This is a genomic window from Lysinibacillus sp. NPDC093190 (genome assembly GCF_050280425.1).
Lineage (GTDB): Bacteria > Bacillota > Bacilli > Bacillales_A > Planococcaceae > Lysinibacillus.
The window spans coordinates 64,231-80,896 of the sequence record NZ_JBNNVG010000012.1 but is presented as its reverse complement, the minus strand read 5'-3'; the positions used below and the strand labels follow the sequence as shown (position 1 = coordinate 80,896).

Here is a 16,666-nt window from a genome sequence, read left to right as displayed (position 1 = left end):
ATGAAAAAATTATTATAGTTCCTTATTTTTCACTGTTATTTCCAATATCAAACATTAACTTATGCTGAATCAGATTATTATCAGCCTGCTAAAGAGTCTAAAGAAGAAATAGTATTATCCAAGAAACAGTTTCTAATTACTATTCAGATTATCTTACCGAGAGTCCTTTGGTGTATCCATATCAAATAAAAATTTTAAATCAGAAAGAATAGGAACAAGTTTTGTTTTCAGTAACCCTTGAAGTCACTCCAGTTTTGGGTGCACATAACCCAGTAGGAAAAGACCAACTAACGTTTTCTATAGCTCCAAATGAAATTAAGCTTAAAGATTTTAAACACATGGAAATTTTTGAACTCCCACCACATTTGAAAAATGTCATAAAGAAAAAGTAAATGATTGTATGGTCAATAATTTAGTCAATATCTTGAACTATTCTGGTCCGTTAGCACAATAAGAAATACCTTACTGTTGTTCCAGTAAAGCACCCCTTTAGATAACCATATCCAAAGGGGTAAAACGGTACGACTTTTTTTCAAATCTACACTCAATTATTTCTTAATTTACGACAAAACATAATATTGTAATTGTGGATAGTAATGTATTTGTTGTTATTTTTATGTTAATCTTAGTTCTATCTTCAAAATATGTAAGTGCAAATATGGGTGCAGACCTAAAAAACCTTGATTGGCTAGTGAAGTGATCCCAGTTAGATTTTTGTCTAACAACTTGGGTCCGCTTCAAATCAGCCTATCAAGGTTTTTTCGTCACTATTCAGCTATCTTTAACTAATTCATAATATTATTTAAACGCTTGAGCAGCGGCTACAGCTTTTTTCCAGCCTGCATAAAGCTCTTCACGATGTGAGTCATCCATATTAGGTGTGAATTGACGATCTAAATTCCAATACTCACTAATTTCATCTGTTGTTTTCCAGAAGCCAACTGCTAAACCTGCTAAATACGCAGCACCTAAAGCTGTTGTTTCGTTAATGACTGGACGATCAACAGGAACGTTTAATAAATCTGATTGGAATTGCATTAAGAAATTGTTTGCAACAGCACCACCATCTACACGTAATTTCGCTAGTGGAATATTGGCATCCGCTTCCATTGCACCAAGTACGTCTTTTGTTTGATACGCTAACGATTCTAATGTTGCACGTACAAAATGTTCTTTAGAAGTACCGCGCGTTAAACCGAAGACTGCACCTCGTACATCTGAATCCCAATAAGGTGTCCCTAGACCAACGAATGCAGGAACTACATAAACACCGTCAGACGACTCTACACGTGCCGCATATTGCTCAGATTCAGAAGCAGAACGGAACATTCGTAAGCCGTCGCGTAACCATTGAATAGCAGAGCCAGCTACGAAAATACTTCCTTCTAAAGCGTAAGTAACCTTACCATTTAAGCCCCATGCAAGTGTAGTTAATAAGCCATTCTCTGATTTTACTGCCTTTTCACCAGTATTCATCAACATAAAGCAGCCCGTACCGTAAGTGTTTTTAACCATACCTTCTTCAAAACAAGCCTGACCGAATAGGGCAGCTTGTTGATCACCCGCAGCCCCTGCAATTGGAACAGCCGAACCAAAGAATAGAGCTTCCTCCGTATATCCATACACTTCTGAAGAAGGACGAACTTCAGGAAGCATAGAAGCAGGGACGCCTAAAATGTCTAATATTTCTTCATCCCATTTTAAATCATAAATATTGTACATTAATGTACGAGAAGCATTTGAATAATCTGTAACATGGACTTTACCACCTGTTAACTTCCATATTAACCACGTATCAATTGTACCGAATAATAAATCGCCTGCTTCTGCTTTTTCACGAGCACCTTCAACATTGTCTAAAATCCATTTTACTTTTGTACCTGAGAAGTATGCATCGATTAATAAACCTGTTTTATCACGGAATAAATCATTGTAACCGTTTTCTTTCAATTCCTCACAAATAGCGTTCGTTTGGCGTGATTGCCATACAATCGCATTATAAATTGGTTTCCCTGTATGTTTATCCCAAACAACAGTTGTTTCGCGTTGGTTTGTAATACCGATCCCAGCAATTTGATTTGATTCAATATTTTTTGCTGAAAGCACTGTAGCGATACAAGAAAGAATAGAAGACCAAATTTCTTCTGCGTGATGTTCAACCCATCCGGATTGCGGGAAATATTGTGGGAATTCTTGTTGTACAACGTGGAGAATGCTCCCTTTTTCATCAAACAAAATAGCACGTGAGCTTGTTGTACCTTGGTCCAAAGCTAAAATATATTTTTTTTCTGACATCGGTCATACCTCCAATAATTTTTTTAATCGCAATTATGCCTAGGCATAATTGATTTACCCTTCACTTTTAACATTTTTCACTGTCATTTGAGCACTGATAAAAATAATAACTACGATAATAGCAAACACCCAAAATGCGATACTATTTTTCCCCTCAAAAATTTGTTGGAAAAATAGGGCACCAAATGTACCACCGATAATTGGACCTACAACTGGAATCCATGCATATGACCACCCTGAGTCACGTTTACCTGGGATTGGTAAGAAAAAGTGAGCTATACGTGGGCCTAGATCACGTGCAGGGTTAATTGCATAACCAGTAGGACCCCCTAATGCCATCCCAATGACTACAATTAGCATACCAACTAGAAATGGATTTAAGCCATCCGTAATTGTATTTGTTCCTAATGCTAGAATACCTAAAACAAGTATAAATGTACCAATCATTTCTGAAATTAAATTTGATAATGGATGTTTAATAGCAGGCATTGTAGAAAATACTGCTAGTTTCGCTTCCGGATCTTTCGTACCCTTCCAATGTGGTAAATACATAAAATAAACGAGTACCCCACCTAAAAATGCACCAATCAATTGTGCGGCAATGTAAGTAGGTACGTCTTCCCATGGGAAATTACCGATTGTAGCAAGCGCGATTGTTAAAGCAGGATTTAAATGAGCCCCACTAATACCACCAACGGCATATGCAGCCATAGCCACACCTAAACCCCAAGCGAATGTAATCACTACCCATCCACCGCCAAAACCTTTCGATTTGTGCAGTGATACACCTGCAACAACGCCACCACCGAATAAAATAAGAATCATCGTGCCGACAAGTTCAGCTGTAAATGTTGACATACAAAAAGCCCCCCTTTGTAATAGTACACCTAGTAAAAAAATAACCCACACTTAAACAAACTGCACGTTTCAATGCAGATGAATAAATGTGGGTTCCTTTTCCTAACCACGCGCTTTTTAACTTATGTACATTGTAGAGAAAATAATATACATAGTCAACAATATTTTTGGAAATTTTCCCACAAGTTCTTATTTGATGTCGTAATAGCTACTGCTCCAGCTGATAACGCTTCCTCTATGCTTTCAACAGTGCGAACTAGTCCACCTGTAATAACAGGAATTTTTGTTCGCTGGTGTACTTCTGAAATCATTGAAGGAATGATGCCTGGTAATAATTCAATATAATCAGGCTTCGCTAATTCAATCATTGAAAAGCTTTTTTCTAGTGCAATCGTATCAATTAAAAAGACGCGCTGAATGGCAATAATCCCACGAGATTTTGCTTTTATTAACATATTAGATCGAGTGGAAATTATACCTGCTGGACGGATATCATTACATAAAAAATCAGCTGCAAAATTATCCGTTTTTAAGCCATGAATTAAATCTGCATGAATAATTAATTTTTTACCGTTACGATCTGCTTCTCGTTTTATGGACATGAGCAAACTAATATGCACTTCTAATAGAACAATGTATTCGAATCGACTATTTAATATTTCATCAAATTGCTTAACTGTACGTGCAGCGGGAATAATTTGTTGATCATTGAAATTCATTTGATTTCCCCTTTATTCAAAAAGTCAGGTCGCCTTTAAGACGACCCTCCTTTTTATTATAATGCAGTTGAAGCTCTTGTTATTTCTAAATTTAAATCTTTTTCATATTGAGTACGTTGTTCAGTTGACCAATGTAATTGTTTTGCCATTTCATCTAATATCGCATCTTTATATTGTTTCACAAGGGCGATATTAAAGAACATATATGCTGTACGACGAATCATAAAGTCGTTTGGATGAACAACCATTTCATGATGTATACCATACAGTAGCTGAGCATATAGCCCTTGTGGTAAAACAGGATGCTTTTCTTTAGCATATTCAAAAACAGTATCCACATTAGAACCGTAATGATGAGCTAAATGTTTTGCTTCCTCTTCTGATAATCCGAGATCGACACCCATTTTTGTTCGTTTTGACACGAAGGCATGTAAGTTTTGGGAGCCTCCAACATCCCCACCAGAAATATGAATTTGCTTTGTATAACATGGTTTAGATGCAATGCCAAATTGTTGTTCTAAATCTTGTGCAATCTTATTTAAAACTGTTTCAGCCATTTTACGATAACCTGTTAATTTACCGCCAGCAATTGTCACAAGACCCGAAGATGATTCCCATACTTCGTCCTTACGAGAAATTTCAGATGGATTTTTACCTTCCTCATGAATTAATGGACGAACGCCTGCCCAGCTTGATTCGATATCTGCATCAGTGACGTTAACTTTTGGAAACATATAATGAATTGCCTTCATAATATAATCACGATCTTCTTGTTGGATATTCATTTCTCGGGCATCGCCTTCGTAAAATGTATCTGTCGTTCCAACATATGTTTTCCTATTTCGAGGAATCGCAAACACCATACGACCATCAGGTGTATCAAAATAGACAGCTTGACGTAATGGGAATTTAGATTCATCAAAAACGATGTGCACACCTTTTGATAAAATTAAGTGCTTGCCATTTTGTTCCCCTTCAATATTACGAACCTCATCTACCCATGGACCTGCAGCATTCACAACTTTTTTTGCACGAATATTAAACGTGTTATGGGCAATCAAATCTTGAGCTACGATACCATTAATTTTCTTTTGGTCATTGTATAAAAAGTTTTCTGCCTTTGTATAATTAATGAGTGTAGCGCCTTTTTCGATGGCAGCTTTGGCAACTTCGACTGTCAGACGTGCATCATCTGTACGATATTCTACATATACACCACCGCCGCGTAAGTCTTCACCTTTGACCAAAGGTTCTTTTTCCATTGTTTTTGCAGCATTTAACATATATCGACGCTCAGAACGTTTAACCCCTGCTAAAAAATCATAGACACGTAAGCCAATATTCGTAGAGAATTTACCAAATGTGCCACCTTTATGGAATGGCAGTAGCATCCAAACAGGAGTTGTTACATGCGGTCCATTTTCATAAACGATCGCACGCTCTTTACCTAAATCTGCAACCTCTTTTATTTCAAATTGTTTTAAATAACGAAGTCCACCATGCACTAATTTTGTCGAACGACTAGAAGTACCAGCGGCGAAGTCTTGCATTTCAACTAACGCTACAGATAGTCCACGAGCAATTGCATCAAATGCGATACCACAACCTGTAATCCCACCACCGATAACCAATAAATCATATTCTTTACTTTCTAATTCTACAATCGTTTGTTGACGTTGTATTGCTGAAGCTGTGCTCATAATGAAATTCCTCCTTATTTAAAGCGAAAAAAAGAGACCATTAAAAGCACATGTACAAATGTACATATGTTTTTAATGGTCTCTCAATCGCTCAAACCTAGTATATTAACTTAATTTCATTGTAATCTGTTTAGAAAGAAAAGGCAAGGTAGATCGTCTAGAAAAATTACACATACACTTTTCAATCATTTATAGGTTTAAGGACGTGTCATATGTACAGTTCAATTGTCATGGCTTCCGATATTATTCCCAAATACAAATAATTTATTTATTTACATTTTTGAGTGGAAGATAAATAAATCTTAGTCGTTGCATTCACAACAAAGAACTCCTCTTTTGAGGAAAGAAGTTAAAATATGTATTGTATCATTTCATGTATGTTGCAATAAGGATTATCACGGCTTTCCGACTTGCGAAGTGCCATCATATCTGTGCAATTTTTAATAGCGACCTCATGTCGAAGTGCGATAGGTGCAATGACTGACTCATCCGCTTTATGACGAAAATAACGTGTTACTCCAAGATGCTGCTCCATCTTGTCATTTAATACAGCACGAGGATACTTTTCAGATAGATCGACTTCTTCAAAATGCAACAATAGCCATAATTCGAATGCTTCATTTGAATAGGCAATATGAATATTATTCTCCTCACAAAAGGCATTCACTTCCTCTAATTGCTTTTCAGTTAAATCATCCTTATCAAAAACAATCCAAACCTCATCAAAATATTGGTAGCTTGAATCTCGATAGGCATGCTGGGCTAGCTTAATAGCCGAACGCTTGACGTTTTTTATTTTGACACTTACCATTTTTGAGCGCTTTAAAATACGCATTTGCTCAAAATAAATGCGTTCGGTTTCACCTTCACAATAAATTAAAACGGTTTTACGCAGTGTTCGATTCCCTTGTTGACGCACTCTCACTGCTCAGATACCTCCACTTCCTATCAAATATGCCTCGGCATAATTATAGCTGTCGCACAGATAAATTGCTGCCACAGGACGTGGCGTTCTTAGACTGAGTTCCTCTTTTTCAGCGGGTGTTTGGATGCCTGCTGAAAGAAGTTAAATATTGATCTGATAAATATTCATTAATAACCGGTGTAGCCCCAAATTCTCCTTTTAAGTAACGCTTAGCAAAGGAAATATCTCCACGTTTCTTCTGCAAATCTGCAAAATCAAATAAGGAATATAACTCTGATTCATTTTTAAAGCTTTTATTCACAAACCATATTTGATCGGAACGTAGTGGCTGATCTAATAAATCAATTTCATGACTTGTGACAACAAATTGATTAGTCACATTACGTTTGCTGTTCATAATGGCCATTAAAAATTCGCAGATGGACACATGAAATGCTGTATCAAATTCATCTATAAAGATCGTCTTCCCTTTATTGTATGCATCTACCATAACGCATGCTAAATGCAGCATACGGACTGTCCCCTTTGAATCCATCGTCCAATTGATCGTCTCTGTTCCAATCGGCGCACCTGCTTCATCGAATGATAAATAGTGCAAATCGATATCCACCTCCTGAATAACCTCTGGAGTGTCAAAATCATAGCCAATAGTATTTTTCTCTCTACGCTCAACGCGTCTTGCCGTCACATCTTGAATAGAAAAGTCTGCAATCTTTAGTAACTTAATAACCTCTTTCTTAAATGGCTCCCCTTCAAGTTTACGAATAAGTGGATGACTTGATAACTGATTTGCTTCATCTAAAAACAGTATTTTATGTAAAAACCAATCAAATATTTTCGTAGCATCTGAGTCATTAAAGACATTTAATACTGATAAGAACGCTGTATTATTACGCGTATATTTTGTCAATTCTAGCGCTGTGCTTTGGGCAGTTTCATACAAATATTCTGTCCCATCCCATTGTCTATTAAAGAGCTGCTCTTTCATGGATTTTGTCGTTTTAGTTAGGCATTCATAAAGGACCTGTGAAGCATTATACTGTACCTCATAATCGTACAGTACCCCATCTAGTAATAACGAAATCATAAATTCTGTCGGTTGCCCTTGCTGACCTCCTAACTTAAACGGCTGGTAGGGCAAGCGCAGTTGTTTAACATTATTAAGATTTTCAAAGTTAAACAATAAAGAACGTAAAATTTTTATAGCAGTGAATAAGTTTGATTTTCCACTTCCATTTGGTCCGAAAATAAAGGCACTTTTTACAAGGCGAAACGAGTCAAATTTCATCGTATGTGTATCCTTTAATTTTCGAATACGGCTTCCCGCCACCATTGAAAATAGTGTTTCGTCTTTATAACTTAAGCAATTTTTCACCCTAAAATCTACTAGCATTTGTAAGCCCCCGTTCAATTTCGCAACATTCCTTTAAACAATTATTATACTATAGTCGCGAAAAAAGACATATTACTCAGAATAATACTAATTAAATGCAGAGTGAATCTATAAATTTCGCCTTGGCGTAATTGCGTCCGGAGGCTTTGGGCCAACAGATGTTTTTTGCGCGAAAGCGTAGTGCTAACGCAGCGTCAGCAGCATGATGTTGGCCACTCAGTCGTGTGTTGTTGTTGTCGCTTCGCTTTCGCACAGATAAATTGCCACAGGACGTGGCGTTCTTAGACTGAGTTCCTCTATTTCAGTAGGTATTTGGGACACCCACTGAAAAGTAACCACATTCCGCATTCATCTCACCACCTTCAGAGAGGCGGGAGTTTCTGTAGCTAACGTTTCATTTTCACTACAAAAACATTTGTAACTACCGTTTCACTTACGTTACATAAAACATTTGTAACTACCGTTTCACTTACGTTACATAAAACATTTGTAACTGCCGTTTCACTTACGTTACATAAAACATTTGTAACTGCCGTTTCACTTACGTTACATAAAACATTTGTAACTGCCATTTCACTTACGTTACATAAAACATTTGCTGAAAGAAGTTAAAGTTTCTCTTTACAAACAACACATTAACTATTTTTATTAATTGGAAGATGCTGATTAATTTGATGGCGATGGAATACTAGAGTTGAAAAGTTTTATTTTTATTAATATCAATACTAAAGAAAGTAGTGAAAAAATAAAGCCGCTCCAAATAAGTTGGTGAATTCCTAATTGAGAAATAAACCAACCGCCAAAGGATGTTCCTAAAGTAATTCCAAGATTTGAAAATGAAACAAATAGGCTATTACCAAATTCAGGGGCTTCTTTAGCTTCACTTATTAACCATGCCTGACTAACGATTAAACCGCCAGAATGTACGATTCCCCAAATGAATACCATAAAAATCATTGGAACGAAATAAGAACCTAAATAATAAACGAATAAGTAAACGAATAAATATAGTATCGGAAATGATATGACAGTTTTCAACATGTTTCTTTGTAAAAGAAATCCAAATAAAGAATTACCTAAAATCATAATTACACCAAATATTAGCAACATAATACTAATCAAGGAACCATTCATGTGAGTGACTTTTGCAAGGTATTCAGCAAAATAACTGTATACCGAAAACATAGCTGCAAAAATAAATACAACAGTTCCTATATTTAACCATAATTCGGTTTTTCGTAATATACCGACTTGCTTGCCAAAAGACATTTTTTCTTTAACAGGCATAGAAGGAAGCAAAATTAAAATTCCTATGAAGGCTACAGCATTTACAATTGCTCCAAACAAGAAAGCAATTTCTAATGAAAACTGTTCTGCAAGATAAGAAGTTAATGGTACACCTAAAGCAAAGCCAACCGTAATTCCCATGAAAACTTTGGAAACTGCTCGGCCGCTTTTTTCTGGAGGAACAAGATTAGCTGCAGTTACAAGAGCTATTGAAAAGAATAGAGGGTGAAGTGCCGCAGGTATAATACGAAAAATAAGCATAACTTCAAAATGTGTCGTAAAAGCATAAAAAATATTAGAAATAGCAAATATAAATATTGTTGTTAATAAAAGTAGCTTACGATTAATCCCAGACACAAGTAATATTAAAAATGGCCCAGAGATAGCAACAACTAGAGCAAATATACTCACTAATAAACCTGCTTGTGCGGTTGAAATCTCAAATTTTCGAGCGATTTGTGGTAATACTCCTACAATACTCATTTCTGTTGTAATAATTCCAAATACACCTATTGCTAGTATAAAAATAAGTAAAGGATTTACTTTTCGCATTAATAAAAATCTCCAATCTTAAATTAATTTAATTGTTGAGCATTGTTACAAATATTGATAGGTGTGAAATCATAATTTCTCCCTATATATATAATTCTATATATATGTATAATTAGATATATTGAACCAAAAAAAGGAAATCCTCCTTTCTATTTATAATTCTTTTTGAACGTACTCTCGAAATTCTTGTATTGTTTTCTCATTCCGACGATAATAAGTCCACTTTCCAATACGTTCGGATTGTAATAATCCAGCTTGTTGCATAGTTAATAAATAATTAGAGATAACCGATTGAGCTAGTCCTGCTTTCAATTGAATATCTCTTACACATACTCCAACTTGAAAACTAATTCCTTGTTGTAAATAAAGTTTTTCATCAAAAAATTCCTCTGGATTCTTTAACCATAATAATATTTGACGTCTTGTATCGTTTGATAATGCTTTATAGATTTGTGAAGGTTCCATAAAATTCATTATATCTATTTTTATAGATTTGTAAACGGAGTTTTAAAAATTAAAATCATCTGTCTATTCGAGAATCCATACCTTTAATTGCATATGATGCTTATCTCTCTTATTCTTAATTATTGTATTTTCTAATTGATAGGCTTTACCATTTCGTTGTGGAATAACTTTCATAAATCTTTTGATTGTTAATTTATTTTATTAATCGAAATTACAAAATTTTTAACTCTATTTTAAAGTTATTTCATTTTTAGATATAATAATTACTAACACATGTGAGAGAAAAGGTGAAATGATGAAGGAAGATAAAGTTCGCGATCTCATTATCCAAACTTCCTTAGCCTTATTTAATAAAAAAGGCTACAGTCAAACTTCTATTCAAGATATTATGAGTGCAGCAGAATTACCAAAAGGTGCAATTTATAGACGTTTTGAAAACAAGAATGAAATTGCTCTCGCTTCATTTGAGTATTCTGGAAGTATTGTTTGGAATCATTTTTTAGAAGCTACTAAATCAAAAGATTCAGCTACTGAAAAATTAATAGCAATGTTTGAGGTGTATCAAGATGCTGCTAATAATCCACCTGTTGATGGGGGATGTCCACTACTAAATACGGCCATAGAAACAGATTATGGTTTCCCAGAGCTTCATGAAAAAGCTGCTGAAGCACATAATCAAACATTGCTTTTTATTCAATCTATCATTGAAGAGGGAGTAAATTCAAAAGAATTCCTTCAAAATATTGATTCTTATTCTTTAGCATCCTTTTTATTTTCAACCTTAGAAGGTGCTGTTATGGCGAGCCGTTTGTCTTTAAATAATGAGCATATGCATTATAGCATTGAGCAAATCAAAAAACTTTTACAATACTACTCATCAAAGAACTAGAGGCATATATTAATTCCTCTAGTTTTTTTAGTTGTTCACTAAAATGTAATAATTAAATTATGGAAAATAAGCCTATAAACGTATAAAATAAAATCGGACCGGACAGTCCGGTCCTAATAATCAACCAAACCAATCATTTTCTTAAAAGGAGAGATTAACATGAAAGTTGCAATCTTGCTTTTCGATGGAATTACTGCACTAGATGCAATTGGTCCATACGAAGTATTTGCTGCTACACAAAAATGTGAAGTAAAGTTCGTCGCTAAGCAAAAAGGAATCATCAGACTTGACTCAAAAATGGGTTATTTGCACGCCGATTATAGCTTTTCTGAAATTACCTCTGCTGATATTCTAGTCGTTCCTGGCTGTAGTCCTCCTAACTACAAAAATCCTATGAATGACGAGGAAACGTTAAATTGGATTCGTAAAATTAATAACACTGCAAAATGGACTACTTCAGTCTGCAACGGTTCTTTGATTTTAAGCGCAGCAGGCTTATTAAAGGGAGCTGTAGCAACATGTCATTGGGGATCCTTTAATCTTTTACAATCACTAGGCACTATTCCAACAGATGAAAGGGTTGTCCGCCATGAAAAAATCGTAACATCTGCAGGTGTATCTTCAGGTATTGATATGGCACTTCAATTGGTAGCATGGGAATTCGGGGAAGATATAAGCAAAGGGGTCCAATTAATTTTGGAATATGATCCACAGCCACCATTCGATACAGGTTCTATAAAAAAAGCGCCTGCACCATTAGTCGAAAAGATGAAAAAAGCACTTCAAGAAATTTCAAATAAAGATTCCGTTATGTAAATAAAAATTCAACGCCAAGGTTCCTTGTCTCCTTGGCGTTGTTAAATTAAATTTCCACTATCTTTTCATTTTGTAATGCTTGCAATGTACGCTCTATGCCTTCCGCAAAAGAAGTTTTTGGTCTCCATCCGATTGCCTTCGCCAACTTTGCATTATTTAAAAACGAATGCTCAATATCTCCCTCTCTCTCAGGAGCGTATTGAATTTCTAAAGGATGATTTAAATGCTGTAATAATAAAATGACTTGATGTATCGACCATGCCTCATTTGTTGATACATTATAAATGCCCTGTAATCTTGCCTGCACACCAGCATAAATAGCATCTGCAATGTCATCTACATATATGAAATCTCGTGTTTGTTCTCCATCTCCATAAATCGTAAAGGGCTTTCCTTCAATACTACTTTTTAACATGCTAGGAATAACCGCCGCTTCCCCCCGCATACATTGTCCTGGACCGAATACATTAGCAAATCGGTAAATTAATGTCGGTAAACGATAATCTTTTTGCCATTTTTCACAATATGTCTCACCAATACTTTTGTTTAATCCATACATTGAAATCGGTTCACTAACATCTGTTTCTTCTAATGGTGGATAGTGACTATCTCCATACACAGCTGCTGAAGAGGCAAAAACGAAATGCTTTACCTTATATTTTGACGATAAGAAGAGCATCTGACTAAGTCCTACAATATTCGTTAAAACATCCTTCACTGGCTCTTGCATCGATATTTGAACACTCGTTTGCGCTGCACAATGGATGACTACATCAAATGATGTTTCTTTAAAGAGATGCTCACAAACTTCATCTTCCACATTCAAAAGATAAGACTTATGCTCAAAGTCGACATTGCGTAAATGACCTGTACTTAAATTATCAATAATATAAACATTTGCACCCTCTTTAAAAAAACGCCTCGCCACTGCACTACCAATAAAACCATAACCACCTGTCACTAATACATTCATCCCATCGCCCCCAAAAACAATATGATGTTTTATATGCAGTATTTACTAAAATTATGCAAGTAACTTATTTATTGTGCTATTTTTTGGCAGTAATTTTTGTTTAGATAAAAAAAATGTGCTCGATATGTATCGAGCACATTTTACAAAATTAAGCTGGGTTGACTTCCAGTTCAACCGTAATTTTGATGTCTTTCCCAACTAGAACACCGCCAGTTTCCAATGCAGCATTCCAAGTTAAGCCAAAATCTTCACGATTGATTGATGTTGTAGATTCAAAGCCATAAACTTCTTGGCCCCATGGATTTGTACCTTTACCATTAAATTCAGTATCAAATGTTACTGATTTCGTAACATCTTTAATTGTTAAATCACCTGTAACCGCATATTCATCATCTGATTTTTTTGCAATGTTTGTTGACTTGAATGTAATTGTTGGATATTTTTCAGCATCAAAGAAATCTACTGCTTTTAAGTGATTATCACGATCTTCACTACGTGTATTAATGCTAGCTGGATCAATTGTAAAGCTAATGCTTGCTGTTGTTAAATCTGCAAGATCTGCTGCTTCAATATCAGCTAAATAAGTATCAAATACACCTTTTACTTTTGATACCATCATGTGTTTTACTTGAAAGTTAATTGCTGAGTGTCCTAAATCAATATTCCATTTTGCCATTATAAATTCCTCCAATGAAGTTGTTTTTATCTCGATTTCGAGATATATTATAAAATATGAAGTAACTACATGAAATATGTTCCCCTAAATTTTAAAGGATAAACATTTGTAGTTACTTCTTTCGTACATCCTAGTTAAAAGTAGTTACGAAAAGTAATTGATTACTTTATGTAACTTACTATATATTAATAATTTACTTACGTCAAGTTATTTTGAAAAGATTTTATAAAATCAATGATACCAAGCTTTTTCCTCGAAGGTCGTGTGCGATAGATAGTTTGGATTTGAGAATTCCTTTGGGATTTTTTCCACCTGAGCAGTTCTCCAGGTTACCCGAGTAGGTGCAGATTCTACCTGATCAGTTTTCGGGCTACCCGAGCAGTTACAGGTTTTATCTGATCAGTTCTTCAGGCCATCCAAGTGATTTCTCCGACTACAGGAATTTTACTAACTACTTTTGGTTATATAAAAAAGAAGCTCCCCAATGAAATGGGAAACTGCTTATCTATTAGCGTTTCACTAATTTACCTTGGACGACGAAACGATGGTCGTCACTCATGACAGAATCTTTACAAGTGGATAGTGTAAGAATTTTGTCTTCTGGTCCAATCTCTACATTCATTTCGATTGCAGAGCGTGCTTGAATCTCGTCCAAAAATTTTAGGAAAGCAGCATTGCTCTTAAATTCTGTTTCAATGTAATAAAAATTAATTGTAGTTTCATAAGCAGCAAAGACTTCAACGTCATAGCCTTCATACAGTGTGTCTAAATAAATGATAGGATGTTCGTCTGCGTATTGCTGATTTAAGTAATTTTTAAGACTCCCAAACATCGTACTATTCTTCATGGCATGGCCGTACAAAATAGTATTTCGGTTTATATCCTGCACTTCATTACGATAATCCATAAATATACTGCCTGCACGGCTTTCTCGATCTTTAAAATTATGATTTAAATAAAAATCATTATTTTCAGCTTGTAGGATTGGGTTATTGAGCTTTGTCCCGTCTGTAGAAATCCATCCAACAATATTGTCATTGACAGTTAGTAAATCATTGAATTGTGGACGGATCGTAAAAGACGTTGATGAGGTTTCCACAGCTTCATCCTCTAGGGTAGCCAATGTTGATTGATAGATCGTTTGTACTTCTTCCAGTGATTTTGAAGTCTCATAGTACGTGTATAAGTACTTGGCTAATGAAAAGCCAGAGTATAAGAATATAGCTAAATATATAAATGTTAACAACTTAGATGTCCATTTTTTCATCATATCACCTATTTATATTCCAAGGGGGACCATGTAAAATCCAAGCAGCTCATCCTCATTGAAAACGGCTTCTACTCCATAGACTTCTTTAATAACTTCCCTAGTAATGACGTCGCGTGGTGCTCCCTCAGCTATTATTTGTCCTGCTTTCATCAAAATGATTTGATCGCTATAGCGAATCGCCTGATTTATATCGTGAAGCACCATAACGATTGTTAAGCCATGCTCCTCATTTAATGATTTTACAAGCTCCAATAACTCAATTTGATAATAAATATCCAAATATGTTGTCGGTTCATCCAAACATAAAATTTCTGATTGTTGGGCTAAAGCCATAGCAATCCACACACGCTGACGTTCCCCACCTGATAAAGCCTCTAAATTAGCGCTACGTTTTTCCAGTAAATTCGTACAGGCAAGGGCCCACTCAATAGCTTCGGTATCTTCCTCATGATTTCTTTTTAGCATTGTATGATGCGGTAGACGTCCAAAGCTTACTAACTTTTCTATTGTTAAATCCTTTGGTACATCATTTTGTTGATAGACAATTGCTAGTTTTTTTGCAAACTCTTTCGGCTTGTAGTGCACCAAATCCTTGTTTTCTAATGATACATTCCCCGATATCGGCCTATTGTTGCGGGACATAACACTTAATAATGTTGATTTTCCACAGCCGTTTGGACCGATAATCGTTGTGATTTTGCCCTTTTGAATTATCGTCGATACACCATCTAAATGATTTCGAGTATTATCATGTGATACGATAATATCTTGTATTTCCATGTTTTCTCACTCTTTTCGTAATAGGAATATTAAGAATGGTCCACCGATAATCGCCATAATGGTTGAAGCTGGTATTTCAAGCGGTGTAGCAATTGTACGACCAATCGTATCTGCCACTAATATTAATAATGCTCCAGCTAAAGCTGTAAAAGGTATGAGCACCTTATGATCGTGCCCAACTAAACGACGAGAAATATGTGGCACTAACAGACCAACGAACGAGATAACTCCTGCTACGACAACAGAAACAGCCGATAATAATACCGCAACAGCAGCTATTAATAGACGAGCACGAGCTACATGAAAGCCTAGACTTTTCGCTGTTTTGTCTTGTAATACTAGGAGATTACACCAGCTATATAACGCAAAGGCAGCTATTAATCCGACAGTACCATATGTAACAATTGTTGATACATCCTTCCATGTACGCATCGTTAAGTTTGAACCTACAACGCTGGCAGCTGAAGTATTCAACGAGCCACCTAAACTAATGAAAGCCTCTGTTAATCCAGTGAACATTGCATTAATAGCAATTCCGACTAAAATTAGCTTCAATGGACTTAAGCCTGACTTCCAAGACAACGCAAAGACGAGTGCGCAGGCAAATGCCCCACCTATAAATGCTAATACAGGTGTCATAAAAAATAATGCTGGAAAGAAAGAAATAATAAAGAGCTGTACAAATGCCGCTCCTGAAGATATACCTATAACACCTGCATCCGCTAACGGGTTACGCATCACAGATTGTAATAGGACCCCTGAAACGGAAAGTGCTGCACCAGCAAACAACGCAACAATGATCCTTGGAAATCGCAAATCGCGGATAGCCTCCATTTGACCATTCCCTTCATCAAATAATGCACCTATAAGTTCAAAAAAGCCCATTTTAATGCTACCTGTTATTGCTGCATAAACTGCTGAAACTAGTAATAATACAATTACAATTGAGAAGCTTACCACTTTTTTTGTCATATTGGACTTCCTTTTTCTTTTCAAATTCCATCATGTTATTTGTACAAATCACACCCAACATGAATTTTGTACTAAATAGAAGGTCGCTCTATAGCG

At 35.6% G+C, this 16,666-nt stretch carries 17 protein-coding genes; 3 read left to right on the top strand and 14 right to left on the bottom strand.

The window, feature by feature from the left end; all coding sequences use genetic code 11:
• Positions 1 to 221 precede the first annotated feature (221 nt).
• The gene (locus ACQKOF_RS11580; protein WP_427556903.1) at positions 222 to 392 is read left to right on the top strand and encodes a DUF3888 domain-containing protein; all 171 of its coding nucleotides are present in this window, start codon (positions 222 to 224) and stop codon (positions 390 to 392) included.
• A 406-nt stretch (positions 393 to 798) separates the two neighbouring features.
• Here ACQKOF_RS11580 and glpK read toward each other — a convergent pair whose 3' ends face one another.
• The 9 genes from glpK to ACQKOF_RS11535 all read right to left on the bottom strand — a co-directional run bounded on the left by glpK (position 799) and on the right by ACQKOF_RS11535 (position 10,194).
• Entirely contained in the window at positions 799 to 2,295 is a 1,497-nt protein-coding gene (gene glpK / locus ACQKOF_RS11575; RefSeq protein WP_427556900.1) for a glycerol kinase GlpK, read from the bottom strand.
• Positions 2,296 to 2,349: 54 nt separating this feature from the next.
• The gene (locus tag ACQKOF_RS11570; protein WP_370045305.1) at positions 2,350 to 3,153 is read right to left on the bottom strand and encodes an MIP/aquaporin family protein; all 804 of its coding nucleotides are present in this window, start codon (positions 3,151 to 3,153) and stop codon (positions 2,350 to 2,352) included.
• 155 nt (positions 3,154 to 3,308) lie between these two features.
• Positions 3,309 to 3,872, bottom strand: coding sequence for a glycerol-3-phosphate responsive antiterminator (locus ACQKOF_RS11565; RefSeq protein WP_427556897.1), 564 nt, complete (start codon positions 3,870 to 3,872; stop codon positions 3,309 to 3,311).
• Between the two features lie 56 nt (positions 3,873 to 3,928).
• A complete protein-coding gene (locus ACQKOF_RS11560) occupies positions 3,929 to 5,572 on the bottom strand; it encodes a glycerol-3-phosphate dehydrogenase/oxidase (RefSeq protein WP_427556894.1) in 1,644 nt (547 codons plus the stop codon).
• 349 nt (positions 5,573 to 5,921) lie between these two features.
• Entirely contained in the window at positions 5,922 to 6,497 is a 576-nt protein-coding gene (locus ACQKOF_RS11555) for an RloB family protein (RefSeq protein WP_427556892.1), read from the bottom strand.
• A gap of 109 nt (positions 6,498 to 6,606) precedes the next feature.
• Positions 6,607 to 7,890 (bottom strand): AAA family ATPase, encoded by a 1,284-nt coding sequence (locus ACQKOF_RS11550; RefSeq protein WP_427556889.1) that lies wholly within the window; start codon positions 7,888 to 7,890, stop codon positions 6,607 to 6,609.
• Positions 7,891 to 8,276: 386 nt separating this feature from the next.
• Positions 8,277 to 8,462: a hypothetical protein gene (locus ACQKOF_RS11545; RefSeq protein ID WP_427556887.1), complete on the bottom strand. Its 186-nt coding sequence runs from the start codon at positions 8,460 to 8,462 to the stop codon at positions 8,277 to 8,279.
• Positions 8,463 to 8,556: 94 nt separating this feature from the next.
• Entirely contained in the window at positions 8,557 to 9,729 is a 1,173-nt protein-coding gene (locus tag ACQKOF_RS11540; RefSeq protein ID WP_427556885.1) for an MFS transporter, read from the bottom strand.
• Positions 9,730 to 9,882: 153 nt separating this feature from the next.
• On the bottom strand, positions 9,883 to 10,194 hold the full coding sequence (locus ACQKOF_RS11535; protein ID WP_387079579.1) for an ArsR/SmtB family transcription factor: 312 nt from the start codon (positions 10,192 to 10,194) through the stop codon (positions 9,883 to 9,885).
• Positions 10,195 to 10,486: 292 nt separating this feature from the next.
• Between ACQKOF_RS11535 and ACQKOF_RS11530 the strand changes: the two genes are divergently transcribed.
• On the top strand, positions 10,487 to 11,083 hold the full coding sequence (locus tag ACQKOF_RS11530) for a TetR/AcrR family transcriptional regulator (protein ID WP_427556882.1): 597 nt from the start codon (positions 10,487 to 10,489) through the stop codon (positions 11,081 to 11,083).
• Positions 11,084 to 11,242: 159 nt separating this feature from the next.
• Positions 11,243 to 11,899, top strand: a complete 657-nt coding sequence (locus ACQKOF_RS11525; RefSeq protein WP_370045291.1) for a DJ-1/PfpI family protein — start codon at positions 11,243 to 11,245, stop codon at positions 11,897 to 11,899.
• A 46-nt stretch (positions 11,900 to 11,945) separates the two neighbouring features.
• Here the strand turns inward: ACQKOF_RS11525 and ACQKOF_RS11520 are convergent, their stop codons facing one another.
• The 5 genes from ACQKOF_RS11520 to ACQKOF_RS11500 all read right to left on the bottom strand — a co-directional run bounded on the left by ACQKOF_RS11520 (position 11,946) and on the right by ACQKOF_RS11500 (position 16,570).
• Positions 11,946 to 12,872: an NAD-dependent epimerase/dehydratase family protein gene (locus tag ACQKOF_RS11520; RefSeq protein ID WP_427556879.1), complete on the bottom strand. Its 927-nt coding sequence runs from the start codon at positions 12,870 to 12,872 to the stop codon at positions 11,946 to 11,948.
• Positions 12,873 to 13,020: 148 nt separating this feature from the next.
• Positions 13,021 to 13,548: a YceI family protein gene (locus tag ACQKOF_RS11515; protein WP_427556877.1), complete on the bottom strand. Its 528-nt coding sequence runs from the start codon at positions 13,546 to 13,548 to the stop codon at positions 13,021 to 13,023.
• 508 nt (positions 13,549 to 14,056) lie between these two features.
• Complete coding sequence (srtB, locus tag ACQKOF_RS11510; RefSeq protein ID WP_427556874.1) at positions 14,057 to 14,815, bottom strand: class B sortase; 759 nt, start codon at positions 14,813 to 14,815, stop codon at positions 14,057 to 14,059.
• A 12-nt stretch (positions 14,816 to 14,827) separates the two neighbouring features.
• Positions 14,828 to 15,598, bottom strand: coding sequence for an ABC transporter ATP-binding protein (locus tag ACQKOF_RS11505; RefSeq protein ID WP_427556871.1), 771 nt, complete (start codon positions 15,596 to 15,598; stop codon positions 14,828 to 14,830).
• A gap of 6 nt (positions 15,599 to 15,604) precedes the next feature.
• Positions 15,605 to 16,570 (bottom strand): FecCD family ABC transporter permease, encoded by a 966-nt coding sequence (locus ACQKOF_RS11500; protein WP_427556869.1) that lies wholly within the window; start codon positions 16,568 to 16,570, stop codon positions 15,605 to 15,607.
• Positions 16,571 to 16,666: the final 96 nt, after the last annotated feature.